Source organism: Pseudomonas sp. MDT1-17, assembly GCF_054898105.1.
In genome coordinates this window covers 2,460,960-2,478,240 of record NZ_JBUBVM010000001.1, presented here as the reverse complement: position 1 = coordinate 2,478,240, position 17,281 = coordinate 2,460,960, and the positions used below count along the sequence as shown (strand labels likewise).

The window sequence follows — 17,281 nt, the reverse complement described above, 5'->3', positions numbered from 1 at the left end:
TCAACTATAAAGCCCAGCCTTCAACGACGAAGGATGCGCTTCCCGAGAGAACGGGACCAGGACAAAGGCGTCCTCGCTAGGCAACTAGCGGGACGCCTTTTTTTGTTTGCGCAAAATGTGTCGAGCAAGACCTGACAGCCCTGATGAGGCGGGTCTGAGCTCCCCGGAGAACCTGATGAAAAAACTAAAACTGGTGATGATCGGCAACGGCATGGCCGGGGTTCGCACCCTGGAAGAGTTGCTCAAGCTGAGCAATGAGCTGTACGACATCACGGTCTTCGGCGCCGAACCCCATACCAACTACAACCGCATCCTGCTGTCTCCCGTGCTGGCCGGCGAGCAGACGTTTGAAGAGATCGTGCTCAACGATCTCGACTGGTACCTGGACAACAACATCAAATTGCTGCTCAACCGCAAAGTGATTGAGATCGACCGGATCAAACGCCGCGTGATCGCCGAAGACGGCACCGAGGCTGAATACGATCGCCTGCTGATCGCCACCGGTTCGACCCCGTTCATCCTGCCGATCCCCGGCAACACTTTGCACGGCGTGATCGGCTACCGCGACATCGCCGACACCCAGGCCATGATCAACACGGCGAAAACCCATAAGCACGCCGTTGTGATCGGTGGCGGCCTGCTCGGTCTGGAAGCCGCCAACGGCCTGATGCTGCGCGGTATGCACGTCACCGTGGTGCATATCGGTGAGTGGCTGCTGGAACGGCAACTGGACAAAACCAGCGGCCAGTTGCTGCAAACCGCCCTGGAAGCCCGCGGCCTGCACTTTCGTCTTTGCGAGCAAACCCAGGCCCTGCACGATGCCGGCAATGGCCGGGTCGGCTCGGTTGAGTTCAAGAATGGCGACATCATCCCCGCCGACCTGGTGGTGATGGCCGCCGGCATTCGCCCCAACACCGAACTCGCGGAAAAATCCGGCATCCCTTGCAACCGCGGGATTCTGGTCAACGACACCCTGCAAACCTACGACCCCCGCATCTACGCCATCGGCGAATGCGCCAGCCACCGCGGCATCGCCTACGGCCTGGTGGCGCCACTGTTCGAACAGGCCAAGGTCTGCGCCAACCACCTCGCCCAACTGGGCTTCGCCACCTACAAGGGCTCGGTGACGTCGACCAAATTGAAAGTCACCGGCATCGACCTGTTCTCCGCTGGCGACTTCATGGGCGGCGAAGGCACCGAAACCATCACCCTCTCCGACCCGATCGGTGGAATCTACAAAAAACTGGTGATCAAGGATGACGTGCTGGTCGGGGCCTGTCTGTACGGCGATACGGCAGACGGTGGCTGGTATTTCCGGCAGATCCGTGAGAATCACGACATCGCGCAGATCCGCGATCACCTGATGTTCGGCGGCTCTTCATCCATGGAGCTGGCCTTGGGCGACGTAGGACATCAAGGCCAGGACAAAGCCATGAGCATGGCCGACACCGCCGAAGTCTGCGGCTGCAACGGCGTGTGCAAAGGCACCATCGTCAAGGCGATTCAGGAACACGGATTGTTCAGCGTCGACGACGTCAAGAAACACACCAAGGCGGCCAGCTCCTGCGGTTCCTGCGCAGGGCTGGTGGAACAGATTCTGATCAACACCGTGGGCGGCGCGGCGGACGTTAAACCGAAAAGCGAAAAAGCCATCTGCGGTTGCAGCGACCTGAACCACGGGCAAATCCGCCAGGCCATCCGCGAGCAGCATTTGCTGACCATCGCTGGCACCCTGAACTACCTGAACTGGCGCACCCCGAACGGCTGCGCCACGTGCCGCCCGGCGCTCAACTATTACCTGATTTCCACCTGGCCGGGAGAAGCCAAGGACGACCCGCAATCGCGCCTGATCAACGAACGGGCCCACGCCAACATTCAGAAAGACGGTACTTACTCTGTAGTCCCACGGATGTGGGGCGGTGTGACCAATCCCTCGGAACTGCGGCGCATTGCCGACGTGGCCGACAAATACAACGTGCCCATGGTCAAGGTGACCGGCGGCCAGCGTATCGATTTGCTGGGGATCAAGAAGCAGGACCTGCCGGGCGTCTGGAAGGATCTCGACATGCCATCTGGCCACGCCTACGGCAAATCCATCCGCACCGTGAAGACTTGCGTGGGCAGTGAGTTCTGCCGCTTCGGTACCCAGAACTCCACACAACTGGGCATCGAGCTTGAGCACGACCTGTTCAACATGTGGTCGCCGCACAAAGTGAAACTGGCCGTCTCCGGTTGCCCACGCAACTGTTCGGAAGCGGGCATCAAGGACGTCGGAATTATCGGCGTGGATTCCGGCTGGGAGATGTACATCGGCGGCAACGGCGGGATCAAAACCGAAGTCGCGGAGTTCTTCGTCAAACTGAAGACCGCCGAAGAAGTGCGCGAATACAACGGTGCGTTCCTGCAGCTGTATCGCGAAGAAGCCTTCTACCTCGAGCGCACCGTGCACTACCTGCAACGGGTCGGCATGGAACACATTAAGAAAGCCGTGCTGGAAGACCCGGAGCGACGCAAGGCACTCAACGATCGCCTGCAATTTTCCCTGTCGTTCGAACAGGATCCGTGGAAGGAACGCCTTGCGCAGCCGCTGCTGAAAAAAGAATTCGACGTCATTGCGGTGAAGAATCTGGAGGTGCCGGCATGAACTGGCTGGATATCTGCGCACTGGAAGAGATCAACACCCTTGGCTCGCGGATCATCGCGGGCCCGAAAGGCGACATCGCGATTTTTCGTACGAGCGACGATGAGGTTTTCGCACTCGACGACCGCTGCCCGCACAAGGGTGGTCCGCTGTCCCAGGGTTTGATTTACGGCAAACGGGTCGCCTGCCCGCTGCATAATTGGCAGATCGACCTGGAGACCGGCGAAGCACAGGCCCCGGACATCGGTTGCGCTCACCACCATTCAGCACGGGTCGAAAATGGCCGGGTGCTGCTGGCTCTGCGGGAAGCAAGCTGATGAACCGCCAGAGCACCGCTTCCACCTGCTGCTACTGCGGGGTCGGCTGCGGCGTGCTGATCGAGCATGACGGCGAGCGCATTCTCGGCGTCAGCGGCGATCCGGCCCACCCGGCCAACTTCGGCAAACTGTGCAGCAAAGGCTCTACATTGCACCTGACCGGCGACCTGGCGGCCCGGGCGTTGTATCCCGAACTGCGCCTGGGTAAAGGCATCGCCCGCAGCCGCACCGACTGGGACACCGCCCTCGATCACGCCGCCAGCGTTTTTGCCGAAACCATCGCCGAACACGGCCCGGACAGCGTGGCGTTCTATATCTCCGGGCAATTGCTGACCGAGGATTACTACGCCTTCAACAAACTGGCGCGAGCGCTGGTGGGCACCAACAACATCGACAGCAATTCGCGCCTGTGTATGTCGTCGGCTGTGGTCGGCTACAAGCGCAGCCTGGGGGCTGACGCACCGCCGTGCAGCTACGAAGACCTGGAACTGAGTGATTGCGTGATGATCGTCGGCAGTAACATGGCCTACGCCCACCCGATACTTTTCCGTCGGCTGGAGGAAGCGAAATCCCGTCGGCCGCAGATGAAAGTCATCGTCATCGACCCGCGTCGTACCGACACCTGCGATTTGGCTGACCTGCACCTGGCGATTCTGCCGGGTACCGATGTCGCGTTGTTCCATGGGATTTTGCACCTGCTGTTGTGGGAAGACTGGGTCGACCGCGACTTCATCAAGGCCCACACCGAAGGCTTGGCCGAGCTGAAAAACCTTGTGCGTGATTACACCCCGACAATGGTTTCGCAGCTCTGCGGGATCAGCATCGAGCAACTGCAGCAATGCGCGGAATGGATCGGCACTTCACCGAGTTTTCTGTCGCTGTGGTGCATGGGACTGAATCAGTCCACCGTCGGCAGCGCGAAGAACAGCGCGCTGATCAACCTGCACCTGGCCACCGGGCAAATCGGCCGCCCCGGCGCCGGACCTTTCTCGCTGACCGGTCAGCCGAATGCCATGGGGGGGCGGGAAACCGGCAGTTTGTCGAACCTGCTGCCAGGCCATCGCGAAGCAGCCAATGCTGAACATCGCGCGGAAGTGGCCGCCTATTGGGGCGTAGAACAACTCCCCGAGAACACCGGCCTGACCGCCATTGAACTGTTCGAGCAGGTGCGTAGCGGGAAAATCAAGGCGCTGTGGATCGCTTGCACCAACCCCGCGCAGTCAATGCCGGATCAAACCGCCGTGCGCGCGGCACTGCAAGCCTGCCCGTTCGTGGTGTTGCAGGAAGCCTTCCGCACCACCGAAACCGCTGCATTCGCTGATCTGCTGTTGCCTGCCGCCAGTTGGGGCGAAAAGGACGGCACGGTGACGAACTCCGAGCGGCGCATTTCCCACGTTCGTCGAGCCATCGTCGCACCGGGCGAAGCCCGCCCCGACTGGGCTATCACCGTCGATTTCGCACAACGCCTGGAAAAACATCTGCGTCCTGAGCAAACCAGCCTGTTTACCTTTGAAACCCCGGCGCACGTCTTCGATGAGTACAAACAACTGACCCGCGGGCGTGACCTGGACTTGTCCGGCATCAGCCACGAGCTGATCGACCGCCTCGGCCCGCAGCAATGGCCCTTCCCCGAGGGTGCCAGTGAAGGCACAGCTCGGCTGTACCTGGACGGGATTTTCCCGACGGCCAGTGGACGTGCGCAATTCGTGGCCGACCCGTATCGCGCCGCCAAGGAACAACGCGATGCGCGCTTCCCGCTGACCCTGATCACCGGCCGCCTGCGGGATCAATGGCACGGCATGAGCCGCACCGGCACCGCCGCGCAGCTATTCGGCCACGTCAGCGAAGCCGTGTTGAGTTTGCACCCGGATGAACTGCGTCGGCATCGGCTGCAATCGGGCGACCTGGTCAGCCTGAAGAGTCGTCGTGGCGCGGTGATTGTTGCCGTCGGCAGCGACGACAGCGTGCGCCCGGGCCAGGCCTTTCTCCCCATGCATTGGGGTGACCGCTTCCTCAAGGGTGGCGTGAATGCACTCACCCAACCGGCTTTCGACCCGTTGTCGAAACAACCCGAACTCAAGCACAGCGGCGTGCGCCTCGAACCTGTGCAACTGCCGTGGAACCTTTTCGCCCTGATAGAGGGCGATGCTCAACAGCATTTTGAGACGCTACGACCGCTCTGTGAGGCGTTTTCCTACGTCAGCCTCAGCCTCGCTGGCCGTGAACGCCCCGCGCTGCTGATACGCGCTGCCAGCGCCGGCGCGCCAGATCCGCAACTGTTGCGTGATATCGATCAATGCCTGGGGCTCAACGACGGCCCGGTTTTGGCTTACGACGACCCACGACGCTCCATCGGCAAACGCGTGCGGATCGAGAACGGTCGAATCACCGCGATTCGTCTGGCCGGCGAAACCCTCGCCCAACACTGGCTGCAAAGTCTGTGGCTCGAAGGTCGCGCCGATGAACAACTGCGCCGCTGGTTGCTGGCACCGCTGAGCGCACCACCGGGCAACGCCAATACGCCGGCGGTCGGTAACAAAACCCTGTGCAATTGCAAAAACGTCAGCCAGAGCGCGGTCTGCGCGGGCATTAGCCGCGGCCTGGATCTGCAGGGTTTGAAACAAGAATTGGGCTGCGGCACGCAATGCGGCTCCTGCGTCCCGGAAATCAAGCGTTTGCTGGCGGCCACTGCGCAGCCGATCGCCGTCATCTCGTGAGGAGAACACTATGAGCGCAAAAGTCTGGCTGGTGGGTGCGGGTCCTGGCGATCCGGAATTGTTGACCCTCAAGGCTGTGCGAGCGTTGAGAGAAGCAGATGTGGTGCTGATCGATGACCTGGTTAACGACGCGGTGCTGGAGCATTGTCCACAGGCGCGGATTATTCCCGTGGGCAAGCGCGGCGGCTGCCGCTCCACACCTCAGGCATTCATTCATCGCCTGATGCTGCGATATACCCGCCACGGTAAATGCGTGGTGCGGCTCAAGGGCGGTGATCCGTGCATTTTCGGCCGTGGCGGTGAAGAGGCGCAGTGGCTGCGCGAACGCGGCGTCGAGGTTGAGTTGGTCAACGGCATCACGGCCGGGCTTGCCGGCGCAACGCAATGTGACATTCCGTTGACCCTGCGTGGCGTCGCGCGAGGCGTGACGCTGGTCACCGCCCACACTCAGGATGGCAGCAGCTTGAACTGGCAAGCCTTGGCGCAAGGTGGCACGACGCTGGTGGTGTACATGGGTGTAGCAAAACTGAGCGAGATTCGTGAGCAGCTGCTGGCCGGCGGAATGGCGGCGGATACACCGGTGGCGATGATTGAAAATGCTTCCCTGCCACACCAACGGCAATGTCGGAGCGCTCTGACAGCGATGGAAGAAGATGCCTACGCCTTTGAGTTGAAGAGTCCGGCAATCCTGATCATCGGTGCTGTGGCGGGATGTGATGAGATCAAAAGATCGCAGCCTTCGGCAGCTCCTACAGTGGATCGACACATCGGCGCAGTCCGGTAGGAGCTGCCGCAGGCTGCAATCTTTTCGGAACACCGCCAAACCCTCACTGAAACCTAAATCGCAGACAAAGAAAAGCCCGGCCTAAGCCGGGCTTTTCAAAGCTGCAAGCTAATTACTTAGCGTTAGCTTCTACCGACGCTTCTACGCGACGGTTTACAGCTTGGCCAGCTTTAGTTGCGTTGTCAGCAACTGGGCGGGATTCGCCGTAGCCAACAGACTGAACGCGGGTCGATTCAACACCGTACTGGTTGGTCAGAACTTGCTTAACGGCGTTTGCACGACGCTCGGACAGTTTCTGGTTGTAAGCGTCAGGACCGACGGAGTCAGTGTGACCTTCAACAGTAGTGCTGGTGGATGGGTACTGCTTCATGAAGTCAGCGAGGTTTTTGATGTCGCCGTAGCTGTTAGGCTTGACTACCGACTTGTCGAAGTCGAATTTCACGTCCAGCTCAACACGAACAACTTCAGCAACTGCTGGGCAGCCATCAGCGTCAACAGTTACGTTGGCTGGGGTGTCCGGGCACTTGTCAACGTTGTCGCACACGCCATCGTTGTCGCTGTCGGAGCAGACTTCAGCTGGTGCTGGAACTGGAGCAGCAGCAGGCTTGGAGCCGCCACCGAAGTTCACACCGATACCGACGCTTGGAGCCCACTCGGTGTCGCCCTGGTCGATGTTGTACTGAGCTTCAACGCCAGCACGGGCGTAGAAGTTCTCGGTGAAGTACAACTTCGCACCGCCGCCAACGTTGGCGAAGGTGGAACGGTCACGACCGCCGGAGCCGTTCTGACCGATGCTTTGATCGGAGAAACCAGCCGAAACGTACGGACGCAGCATGTCGCCCGGGTTGTTGAAGTGGTACAGAGCGTCCAGAGCGGTGTTAGCGCCCTTGATGTTACGACCGTCGTCGGAACGAACGTTATGCACTTCGTCGTAAGCCAGACGCAGTTCAACGTCGTCGGTCAGGAAGTAACCAACCGAACCACCGAACAGGTTGCCGTTGTTCTTGAAGTTATGAGCGCTGTCGAATTGTTCTTTCTTTGCGAAGCCTTCGATTTCAACTGCGCCTTGGCCTTGTGCCAGAGCGCCGAAAGAAGTGGCGGCAATCAAAGAACCAATGGCCAAGCCCAAGGTGTTTTTCAGTTTCATCCGTTAAATCCCCATCTGGTGATTGTGAAGCAGTCCCGCAAACCGGGGGACAACTCGGCGGCAAGTCTATCAGAACTTGCCTACACGTAAGAGATATTTGCGCCGAACTAAGTTTCAGCAATGCCTGCAAATTTCTCACGCAATTTATCTAGAGCGCGTTTGTACCGCATTTTTGTTGCACTCAAACCCATGTGCATGATGTCTGCGATCTCCTGAAACTCCAGCTCTGCGACAAATCGTAGCACCAGAATTTCACGGTCAATCGGGTTCACATACACCAACCAGCGATCAAGTCCACCCGTTTCCTCGGGTTTCGGCGCCTTTTCTTCAGACGCTTCCTCGAGGGGGTCCAGACTCAAAGCATCCATCAAGCGACGCTTTCGCCGTTCTTTTCGATACTGCGTGATGCACTCGTTGTACGTGATGCTATACAGCCACGTCTTGAACTTCGATTTACCCTCGAAGTTCTTCAGGCCATACAGCACCTTCAACATCACTTCCTGACAGACATCGTCTGCATCACGATCGTTCCCAAGATATCGCGCACAGACGTTAAATAATGTTCGCTGGTAACGCCGCATCAGTTCTTCATAGGCGCGCGTTACGTGAAACAGCTCGGTATGCGAGCGCGCGACCAACTCCTCATCAGAGAGCTCGCGGGGGTCGTAGCGCGTGGACAGCGATTGAGCTTTATTCAAAACAAGTCGGGCCGACAGTCAGGTCAATGTCCGCCGAAGCGCCTTCAGGGCACTTTGCGGCGGCATACATTAGCAGGGTTTGCCGGGTTAGCGGCTACTCACATGCTGCTCCAGGAGAATCCGATTGGAGAGAGAGACTAGCTCACCTTCATCGGTCAGCAATGTGGTTTTAACCGTGCCGATCTCTTCGATCTGACCTTCGACCTCGCCAACACGCACTTGTTGCCCAACCTGATACAACTCACGCACATAGATTCCCGCAAGAATCTGACCGGCAATTTCCCGGCTTCCCAACCCCATGGCCAGCGCAACCGCCAGACCAACGGTAATCAAAACGATCACAATCACATGGTTGAGCAGGTCAGTCTTGACCTCCAACTGGCTGATTGCGACCGAAATACTGATGATAATCACCAGGCCCTGGGCAATTCGCCCCAGGCCCGCAGCGTAATCCAGCCCTACACCCTCTGCCGCACCCCGCACCAGCCCATTGGCCAGTTGCGCGAGCAATACACCCACCAGCAGCACCAGCGCGGCGCCGAATACTTTCGGCAAATACAGCGCAAGCATGTCAAGCGTAGCCGAAACTCGCTCAAGTCCAAGGGATTCTGCGGCAGAAACCAGAAAAATCAGCAAAACGAACCAATACACGATCTTGCCGATCAAGGTCGAGATCGGCACTTGAAGGCCAGCCCGGGACAGCAATTTAGTCAGACCGGTACCACCCATCAAGCGATCGAGCCCCAGCTTGGCGAGCAACTTGGACAACAAAGTATCCAAAAGTTTCGCCACGACGAAACCCAACAGCAACACAACCAGTGCACCGAACAGGTTCGGGATGAAATTTGCAACCTTGGTCCATAACGCAGTCATTGCAGTGACGAGGCTCTGAGTCCAGAGATCAAGTTCCATATTCAATCAGCCTTATCAGCAGTGCGAACGGTAGGTTTACGGTGACGGGATACCGGCGAGACGTGGGCCGAGCCGTTGTTGAGGGCAATCATCAGCGCGGGCAGCCAACGGCCCAGCAGGCTGAACAGATCACCGGCGCCGACCTGACGGTTAGCGGTTTTCAGTACACGCCCCAGGCATGCATCGTCGTCCCGGGTGGACGGTGATGCCTTGAGCATGTCACGCAAAGATTGTTCAAACGGATCGTGCATACGCACCTCTCGTGATGTCTGTGAAAGACGCGATCAAATTTGCTCGGGTCACATGACTCACCCTCAGACCCAGCGCAAACGTCGGAATAACCACCACTGCCCCAGTGCCACCGAGACCATCATCAGGCAGGCAATCGGGAAGCCATAAGGGCTTGCGGAGAACGGAATCCCGCCGACGTTGATACCCAAGAGACCTGCCAGAAAACTCATCGGCAAAAAGATCCCGGTGATGATCCCGAAGCGGTACATCGTGCGGTTCATGCGCACGCTCAAACGTCTATCTTCGGCCTCGAGGACCAACCCCACCCGCTCCCGGGTCAATTCAAGCTCCTCGAGATATCGGGTCAGGCTGTTGTTCAATTCGTTCCAGTAATCGCCATCGTCTTCGACGAACCAGGGCAGTCTTATCCGTGTCAGCTGACCAAAAATATCCCGCTGCGGCGCAAGAAAACGTTTCAGCGCGGCAGCCCTGCGACGGATCTGCAAAACGGCTCCGTGCTCGGGTGTATACCGTTCGTCGGTATCCAGCTTTTCTTCTTCCTCATCGACCACTTCCGAGAGGCAACTGACCAGATCCTGCACCTTGTTGGTGAGGTATTGCGCCATATAAAGGATGAGTTCTGACGCAGTTTTCGGTCCTTTACCTTCGCCGAGCTGCACCAGCAACTCATCGGTGGCGCGCAACGGACGCAAACGCAGAGAAATAACCCGCTGGGCCGACGCAAAAATCCGCACCGAGACCATGTCTTCCGGCTCGGCGCCCGGGTTCAGATTGACCCCACGCAAAAATAGCAGCAGTTCGCTGTCCGAAAGCTGTACAAGACGCGGCCGGGTGTTTTCTTCAAGCAACAGGTCACAGCTGAATTCACTCAGACCGCTGGATTTGCGCAGCCATGTCTGGGTTTGCGGGTGACTTCGATCCCAGTGCAGCCACAGGCTTTCATGGGCCTGCAGCTGCAAGTCATCGAGTTCAGTCCGGGCTATCGAACGCGCACCGCCTTTACCGTCCAGCACCAGGGCATGCACCAGCCCCCACTGCGCGTTTTCTTCCTCGAACATCCTCACCCCTAGTCCTGAAACAAAAAGCCAGCAGTGCTTTATTCAGGCATCGCAAGCGGGCTTGGCGAAATGATCACGCCGTTGTTGTCCGCATAGATGTAGTGACCTGGATGGAAGGTCACGCCAGCAAAGGTCACGGCCACGTTGAGATCACCGATACCGCGCTTGTCGGTTTTCATCGGGTGACTGGCTAGGGCCTGAACCCCCAGATCGGTTTGCGCGATGACGTCGACGTCGCGGATACAACCGTAGACCACCAGCCCTTCCCAACCGTTTTTCGCGGCTTTCTCGGCCAGCATGTCGCCCAGCAGCGCGCGGCGCAGGGAACCGCCGCCGTCGACCACCAGCACCTTGCCATTACCTTTGAGCTCGACCTGCTCCTTGACCAACGAGTTGTCTTCGAAGCACTTGATGGTCACGATTTCGCCGCCGAAGGAATCTCGACCGCCGAAATTGCTGAACATCGGTTCAAGCACCTGCACCAGTTCCGGATAGGCGTCGCACAGGTCAGGCGTGAGGTAATGGTTCATCGAGAAACTCCTGTAAAGAGGAAGACAACACGAACATCACTGATAGCTCAGCAACCGAAAATGACCAGAACAGCTCAATGCGTCGTATCTTAGCCGCAAGCCGAACGGAGCGAAATGCCCTTGTTAGAGCATCAGGCTCAGACCGTCCTGGCCAGATCTGGTTTTTCACCCGGCAATGGCGTCTGCTGATCGACCAACCAGCGCGCCACCAACGGCCAGACTTCAGTCTGGGCGGCTTTGCTGACGAGCATTTCCACATGACCGAAATTTTCGCCAAAGCCTTGGTCGCGACCCAGGTTGATAAATTGCTTCTGCTCGGAACCGAGCTGATCGAACAGTTTGCGACAGGCCCAGGTCGGGTCCTGATGATCGCCCACTGCGCTCACGGCCAATACCGGCAACTGAACCTCGGCCAATCCGGCCCACCAATCCTTGTCGGCATCACCAAAGCGCCCGAACAAGCCATTCCAGCGCATGCTTTCCAGTGCCAGGCCAATCGGCTCGTCCTCCGGGCCGCGCTTGAGCCGTGAACCGGACAGCTGGGCAAAACGCTTGAGAATGAAGCGCCCGCTCCACTCCACCGGCGGAATCTTCAACGGCCAGTAGGTGCGACTGACTTGCGTACCAAAAAAGGCCGCGGAAGCCACGACCGGTTCGCCGATGTACTCGCCACCCAGCGCCGCCGCCAGCGTAATCCCGCCGAGCGAATGACCGATCCAGTGCGGGACCTGGCCGCTCTGCTCACGCACGAACGCGCCAATGGCCGGCAAATCGTAACGAGCGTAGTCGGCGACGCGGTTCTTGCGGTAGTTCTGGTTGCGCTGGGACAGGCCATGACCGCGCATTTCCGGAATCCATACATCGAATCCCAGGCGCGTCAGATAGGCGCCCAGCCCCAAACCTTTGGGGGAAAACCAGAACCGGCGATTTGAAAAGCTGCCATGAAGCAAAATGACCGGAACGCCGCGCGCGTCAGAGCCATCCGCCATGCCCAAACGTGTCACAGCCAGTTCGACGGTGCCGTCAGGGCTGTTGCCGGGTTTCAGACGATAGACGTCTTCGCTCAGATCGCCGCGCCGCTCGGCGCTGATCAGCGCGACAGGAAATAGGTTGCTGCTGCTTTGCATAATGCTCTTGCACAAAAAAGGGCGGCTTCCAGAGGAGCCCGCCCTACTTGAATCTCGAAAAGGGCCGATCATTGATCGGCCCTTTCACTCACACCATCAAGCCGGAGCTTGACCTTCAGCCAGGAAGAACCAGGTTTCCAGTACGGAATCGGGGTTCAACGAAACGCTTTCAATGCCCTGCTCCATCAGCCATTTGGCCAGATCAGGGTGGTCCGAAGGGCCCTGACCGCAAATGCCGATGTACTTGCCAGCCTTGTTGCACGCGGCGATGGCGTTGGCCAGCAGCTTCTTGACCGCAGGATTACGCTCGTCGAACAGGTGAGCGATGATCCCGGAGTCACGGTCCAGGCCCAGCGTGAGCTGAGTCAGGTCGTTGGAGCCGATGGAGAAACCGTCGAAGAACTCGAGGAACTCTTCAGCCAGGATCGCGTTGGACGGCAGTTCGCACATCATGATGATGCGCAGGCCGTTTTCGCCGCGCTTCAGACCGTTCTCCGCTAGCAGGTCGATGACCTGGCTGGCTTCGCCCAAGGTGCGGACGAATGGCACCATGATTTCGACGTTGGTCAGGCCCATCTCGTTGCGCACGCGCTTGAGGGCACGGCATTCGAGTTCGAAGCAGTCACGGAACGCTTCGCTGATGTAACGCGAGGCGCCGCGGAAGCCCAGCATTGGGTTTTCTTCTTCCGGCTCGTAGAGCTTGCCGCCGATCAGGTTCGCGTATTCGTTGGACTTGAAGTCCGACAGACGCACGATGACCTTTTTCGGCGTGAACGCAGCGGCCAGGGTGCTGATGCCTTCAACCAGCTTCTCAACATAGAAACCGACCGGATCGTCGTAGCCGGCAATGCGCTTGTCGACGCTCTCTTTGATTTCCTGCGGCAGCCCGGCGTAGTTCAGCAGCGCCTTGGGGTGAACACCGATCATGCGGTTGATGATGAACTCCAGTCGGGCCAGGCCCACACCAGCGTTCGGCAACTGTGCGAAGTCGAAGGCGCGGTCCGGGTTGCCGACGTTCATCATGATCTTGAACGGCAGATCAGGCATGGCGTCCACGGAGTTTTTCTTGATGTCGAAGCCCAGTTCACCTTCGAAGATGTAACCGGTGTCGCCTTCAGCACAGGAAACGGTCACGCCCTGGCCGTCTTTCAACAGCTGGGTGGCGTTGCCGCAACCGACCACGGCCGGAATGCCCAGTTCGCGAGCGATGATCGCCGCGTGGCAAGTACGACCGCCACGGTTGGTGACGATGGCACTGGCGCGCTTCATGATCGGTTCCCAGTCCGGGTCGGTCATGTCGGAAACCAGAACATCGCCTGGCTGGACTTTGTCCATCTCGGACACGTCCTTGATGATCCGCACCTTGCCGGCGCCGATACGCTGGCCGATGGCGCGACCTTCAACCAGCACGGTGCCGGTTTCTTTCAACAGGTAGCGTTCCATGACATTGGCCGAGGTACGGCTCTTCACGGTTTCAGGACGGGCCTGAACGATGTAGAGCTTGCCGTCGTCGCCGTCTTTGGCCCATTCGATGTCCATCGGGCACTTGTAGTGCTTCTCGATGATCATCGCTTGCTTGGCCAGTTCGCTGACTTCGGCGTCGCTCAGGCAGAAACGTGCGCGATCAGCCTTGTCCACGTCGATGGTCTTGACCGATTTACCGGCCGTGGCGACTTCGCCGTAGATCATCTTGATGGCCTTGCTGCCCAGGTTGCGACGCAGGATGGCCGGACGACCGGCTGCCAGCGTGCCTTTGTGGACGTAGAACTCATCCGGGTTCACCGCGCCTTGTACGACGGTTTCACCCAGGCCGTAGGCGCCGGTGATGAACACCACGTCACGGAAGCCCGATTCGGTATCGAGGGTGAACATCACGCCGGCGGTGCCGGTTTCGGAGCGGACCATGCGCTGCACGCCGGCCGACAGGGCCACCAGCTTGTGGTCGAAGCCCTGGTGCACACGATAGGAAATGGCGCGGTCGTTAAACAGGGAAGCGAACACCTCTTTGGCGGCGCGAATAACGTTTTCGACACCACGGATGTTCAGGAAGGTTTCCTGCTGACCGGCGAAGGAAGCGTCCGGCAGGTCTTCGGCAGTTGCGGAAGAGCGCACGGCCACGGCCATGTCAGGGTTGCCGGCCGACAGCGTAGCGAACGCAGTGCGGATCTCGGCGTTGAGCTTTTCGGGAAACTCGGCTTCCATGATCCATTGGCGAATCTGGGCGCCGGTCCTGGCCAGGGCGTTGACATCATCGACGTCCAGGGCGTCGAGGGCGGCATGGATCTGATCGTTCAGGCCGCTCAGTTCCAGAAAATCACGATAAGCCTGAGCTGTCGTGGCGAAGCCACCGGGCACCGATACACCGGCACCTGCAAGATTACTGATCATCTCGCCGAGGGATGCGTTCTTGCCCCCTACGTGCTCTACATCATGGACGCCGAGCTTATCGAGGGAAACTACGTACTCTACCAAGGTGATCTCTCCACTAACTGTGTTGGAAAAGCTCAGAAGCCGGCTGCTACAGGGAGCGTTTGCCGGCTGTATGGCCTGGACCTGGAAAATAAGTGAGAATGCGGGCCACTGGCGGCCGGCAAATCGCGCCTATCATATCCAAGATTCGTCACTAGCTTAAGGCCCAAGGTGCAAATGAAACGATCTGCTTTCTTTATTTCCGACGGCACTGGCATCACAGCCGAGACCCTCGGTCAAAGCCTCCTGGCGCAGTTCGAAAACATTACCTTCAGCAAATTCACGCGGCCCTACATCGACAACGTGGATAAAGCGCGGGCTATGGTACAACAAATCAACAAAGCCGCCGAAAACGACGGCTTTCGGCCGATCATCTTCGACACCATTGTCAATCAGGACATTCGTGAGATCCTCGCAACGTCCAATGGTTTCATGATCGACATTTTCTCGACCTTTCTGGCGCCGCTTGAACAGGAATTGACCGAGCATTCTTCCTACACCGTCGGCAAGTCCCACTCGATTGGCAGCAACTCCAATTACATGGAGCGGATCGAGGCGGTGAACTTCGCCCTCGACAACGACGACGGTGCGCGCACGCATTATTACGACAAGGCGGACCTGATCCTAGTGGGCGTGTCGCGTTGTGGTAAGACGCCGACGTGCCTGTACATGGCCATGCAATTTGGCATCCGTGCGGCCAACTATCCGCTGACCGAAGACGACATGGAGCGCCTGCAACTGCCAGGCACCCTGCGTGCCCACCAGCACAAACTGTTCGGCCTGACTATCGACCCGGACCGCCTCACTGCGATCCGCAACGAGCGCAAGCCCAACAGCCGCTACTCGAGCTACGCCCAGTGCGAATTCGAAGTGCGCGAGGTGGAAAATCTGTTCCGCCGCGAGAACATTCCGCACATCAATTCCACGCATTTTTCGGTGGAAGAGATTTCGGCGAAGATCCTGGTGGAGAAAGGCGTAGAGCGGCGGTTCAAGTAGATTTGTAGTACCTGATACACCGCTTTCGTCGGAACGCCGCCCGGAGCAGGCTCGCTCCCACAGGGATTTATGGCATTACATAGATCCAGTGTGGGAGCGAGCCTGCTCGCGAAGAACGATTACACGGTTTCAGTTAATGCCCCCACCAACGCTTCAAACCCTTGAAGCAGCAACCTGTCATCCCCCGCCGAATTGCAAACACTCGCCCGAACATACTGCGGCACCGCCCCCTGCCCGACCGCAAACGCCTCGGCAGTGGCGATCAGATAGTTATTCTCCTTGAGCTCCGCTGCAATCTGCGACGCCCGCCAAGGCTCAGGCACTTCAATCCAGAAGTGCGGACTATGGGGATGGGTTTTGTACGCCAAACTCTCCAACAACCCACTGACCAACGCCTTGCGCCGACTGATCTCAACAATCTGCTGGCCCAGCAACTGCTCGGCCATCCCGTTTTCTATCCACAGACTCGCCACCTCCAGCGACAGCGGGCTGGCCATCCAGCACATCCCGCGCACCGCTGCGCTCAAGCGTCCGATCAATGGTTGCGGCGCATGCAGGTAACCGACCCGCAAACCGGCCGATACAGCCTTGCTCAGACTGCCGATCAGCACCGAGCGCTCCGGGGCGAAATGGCTCAAGGGTAACGGGCGCTGTTGCGCCAGCACGGCATGGGCTTCGTCTTCGAAGATCAGCAGATTGTGCTGCCGACAGACTTCAGCGATCGCCTCGCGTCGTGCGAAGGACATCACCGCCGCCGTAGGATTCTGGATCGTCGGTGTGCAATACAGCGCTGAGACACGATGAATGCGGCAAACCTCCTCCAGGGCCTCGGGCATCAGACCTTCATCATCCATCCCGACGCCGATGAGTTTGATCCCCAGCTGGCGTGCGACGCTGATCAACCCCGGGTAGGTCAGGTGCTCCGTCACCAACGTATCGCCTGCCTTGAGCAACCCCATCAAGGCACACAACAGGCCGTGCTGGCCGCCGTTCACGCAAACGATTTGCTCGGCGCTCGGGACAAACCCTTGATGCCTGAGCCAATGCGCGCCCGCCGCTCCATAGCGCGGCAAACCGACATCGGCGGTGTAGCCGCTGATGTGATGCAACGCTTCAGGATCAAGGGACAACGCGTGCAGGCTCTGACTCAAAAAAAGCGCTTCCTGCCCGGGAATCGGTTGATTGCGGCTCATGTCGAAAAACGCTTGCGGCTCATCGCTGACATTGCGAAAGCCACCGTCCCGCGGCCGTTCTATCCCGCGCTGACGCACATAGGTGCCGTCTCCTACGCGAGCGACCACCAATCCCACACGTTCGAGTTCACCGTAAGCGCGACTGATGGTACCGATGGTCACACCGAGGCTATCCGCCAGCAACCGATGAGGCGGCAATTTGCAGCCGGGCTCGATCAACCTTTCAGCGATGCCTTTTTCGATTGCGTCGGCGAGGCGCTTGTATTTGACCCCCAGACCGTTGGCGAGGCCGTCGCGCAGGATTGACACCATGGCAATACTTGTTTTGACAGTCATTCCAGCCCCGAATAGCGTGCTTGAAACAGGTTCAATCAGGGATAGACCTTTTGCAGAAGGAGGTCAATTCCGACGATAAAAGGAGTTCGATCATGTCCATCGCC

At 58.7% G+C, this 17,281-nt stretch carries 14 protein-coding genes; 5 read left to right on the top strand and 9 right to left on the bottom strand.

Going from position 1 to position 17,281, the window contains the following annotated elements; genetic code table 11:
• Positions 1 to 175: 175 nt before the first annotated feature.
• Genes nirB through cobA form a run of 4 tightly spaced genes read left to right on the top strand, consistent with a single transcriptional unit; the run spans position 176 to position 6,459 of the window.
• The gene (nirB, locus tag ACYZTX_RS11485; protein ID WP_462034140.1) at positions 176 to 2,644 is read left to right on the top strand and encodes a nitrite reductase large subunit NirB; all 2,469 of its coding nucleotides are present in this window, start codon (positions 176 to 178) and stop codon (positions 2,642 to 2,644) included.
• The gene (gene nirD / locus ACYZTX_RS11480) at positions 2,641 to 2,958 is read left to right on the top strand and encodes a nitrite reductase small subunit NirD (protein WP_007902067.1); all 318 of its coding nucleotides are present in this window, start codon (positions 2,641 to 2,643) and stop codon (positions 2,956 to 2,958) included. The genes nirB and nirD overlap by 4 nt, the downstream gene beginning before the upstream one ends.
• Positions 2,958 to 5,675, top strand: a complete 2,718-nt coding sequence (locus ACYZTX_RS11475; RefSeq protein WP_462034139.1) for a nitrate reductase — start codon at positions 2,958 to 2,960, stop codon at positions 5,673 to 5,675. The genes nirD and ACYZTX_RS11475 overlap by 1 nt, the downstream gene beginning before the upstream one ends.
• Before the next feature lie 10 nt (positions 5,676 to 5,685).
• Entirely contained in the window at positions 5,686 to 6,459 is a 774-nt protein-coding gene (gene cobA / locus ACYZTX_RS11470) for a uroporphyrinogen-III C-methyltransferase (RefSeq protein WP_462034138.1), read from the top strand.
• 112 nt (positions 6,460 to 6,571) lie between these two features.
• Here the strand turns inward: cobA and ACYZTX_RS11465 are convergent, their stop codons facing one another.
• The 8 genes from ACYZTX_RS11465 to ppsA form a co-directional block, all read right to left on the bottom strand.
• A complete protein-coding gene (locus ACYZTX_RS11465; protein ID WP_462034137.1) occupies positions 6,572 to 7,606 on the bottom strand; it encodes an OmpA family protein in 1,035 nt (344 codons plus the stop codon).
• 107 nt (positions 7,607 to 7,713) lie between these two features.
• Positions 7,714 to 8,304 carry an RNA polymerase sigma factor SigX gene (gene sigX, locus ACYZTX_RS11460; RefSeq protein ID WP_282378716.1) on the bottom strand — a complete coding sequence of 197 codons (591 nt, stop codon included), beginning with the start codon at positions 8,302 to 8,304 and terminating at the stop codon, positions 7,714 to 7,716.
• Between the two features lie 87 nt (positions 8,305 to 8,391).
• A complete protein-coding gene (locus tag ACYZTX_RS11455) occupies positions 8,392 to 9,216 on the bottom strand; it encodes a mechanosensitive ion channel family protein (protein WP_008027407.1) in 825 nt (274 codons plus the stop codon).
• A gap of 2 nt (positions 9,217 to 9,218) precedes the next feature.
• Positions 9,219 to 9,467, bottom strand: a complete 249-nt coding sequence (locus ACYZTX_RS11450) for a hypothetical protein (RefSeq protein WP_045060997.1) — start codon at positions 9,465 to 9,467, stop codon at positions 9,219 to 9,221.
• 63 nt (positions 9,468 to 9,530) lie between these two features.
• Positions 9,531 to 10,526: a zinc transporter ZntB gene (locus tag ACYZTX_RS11445; protein WP_462034136.1), complete on the bottom strand. Its 996-nt coding sequence runs from the start codon at positions 10,524 to 10,526 to the stop codon at positions 9,531 to 9,533.
• Between the two features lie 38 nt (positions 10,527 to 10,564).
• The gene (gene rraA, locus ACYZTX_RS11440) at positions 10,565 to 11,056 is read right to left on the bottom strand and encodes a ribonuclease E activity regulator RraA (RefSeq protein ID WP_462034135.1); all 492 of its coding nucleotides are present in this window, start codon (positions 11,054 to 11,056) and stop codon (positions 10,565 to 10,567) included.
• A 137-nt stretch (positions 11,057 to 11,193) separates the two neighbouring features.
• Positions 11,194 to 12,183, bottom strand: a complete 990-nt coding sequence (locus ACYZTX_RS11435) for an alpha/beta fold hydrolase (protein WP_462034134.1) — start codon at positions 12,181 to 12,183, stop codon at positions 11,194 to 11,196.
• A gap of 96 nt (positions 12,184 to 12,279) precedes the next feature.
• On the bottom strand, positions 12,280 to 14,655 hold the full coding sequence (gene ppsA, locus ACYZTX_RS11430; RefSeq protein ID WP_462034133.1) for a phosphoenolpyruvate synthase: 2,376 nt from the start codon (positions 14,653 to 14,655) through the stop codon (positions 12,280 to 12,282).
• Between the two features lie 174 nt (positions 14,656 to 14,829).
• Between ppsA and ppsR the strand changes: the two genes are divergently transcribed.
• A complete protein-coding gene (gene ppsR / locus ACYZTX_RS11425) occupies positions 14,830 to 15,648 on the top strand; it encodes a posphoenolpyruvate synthetase regulatory kinase/phosphorylase PpsR (RefSeq protein ID WP_131062994.1) in 819 nt (272 codons plus the stop codon).
• A gap of 119 nt (positions 15,649 to 15,767) precedes the next feature.
• Here the strand turns inward: ppsR and ACYZTX_RS11420 are convergent, their stop codons facing one another.
• The gene (locus ACYZTX_RS11420) at positions 15,768 to 17,177 is read right to left on the bottom strand and encodes an aminotransferase-like domain-containing protein (protein ID WP_462034132.1); all 1,410 of its coding nucleotides are present in this window, start codon (positions 17,175 to 17,177) and stop codon (positions 15,768 to 15,770) included.
• Positions 17,178 to 17,281: the final 104 nt, after the last annotated feature.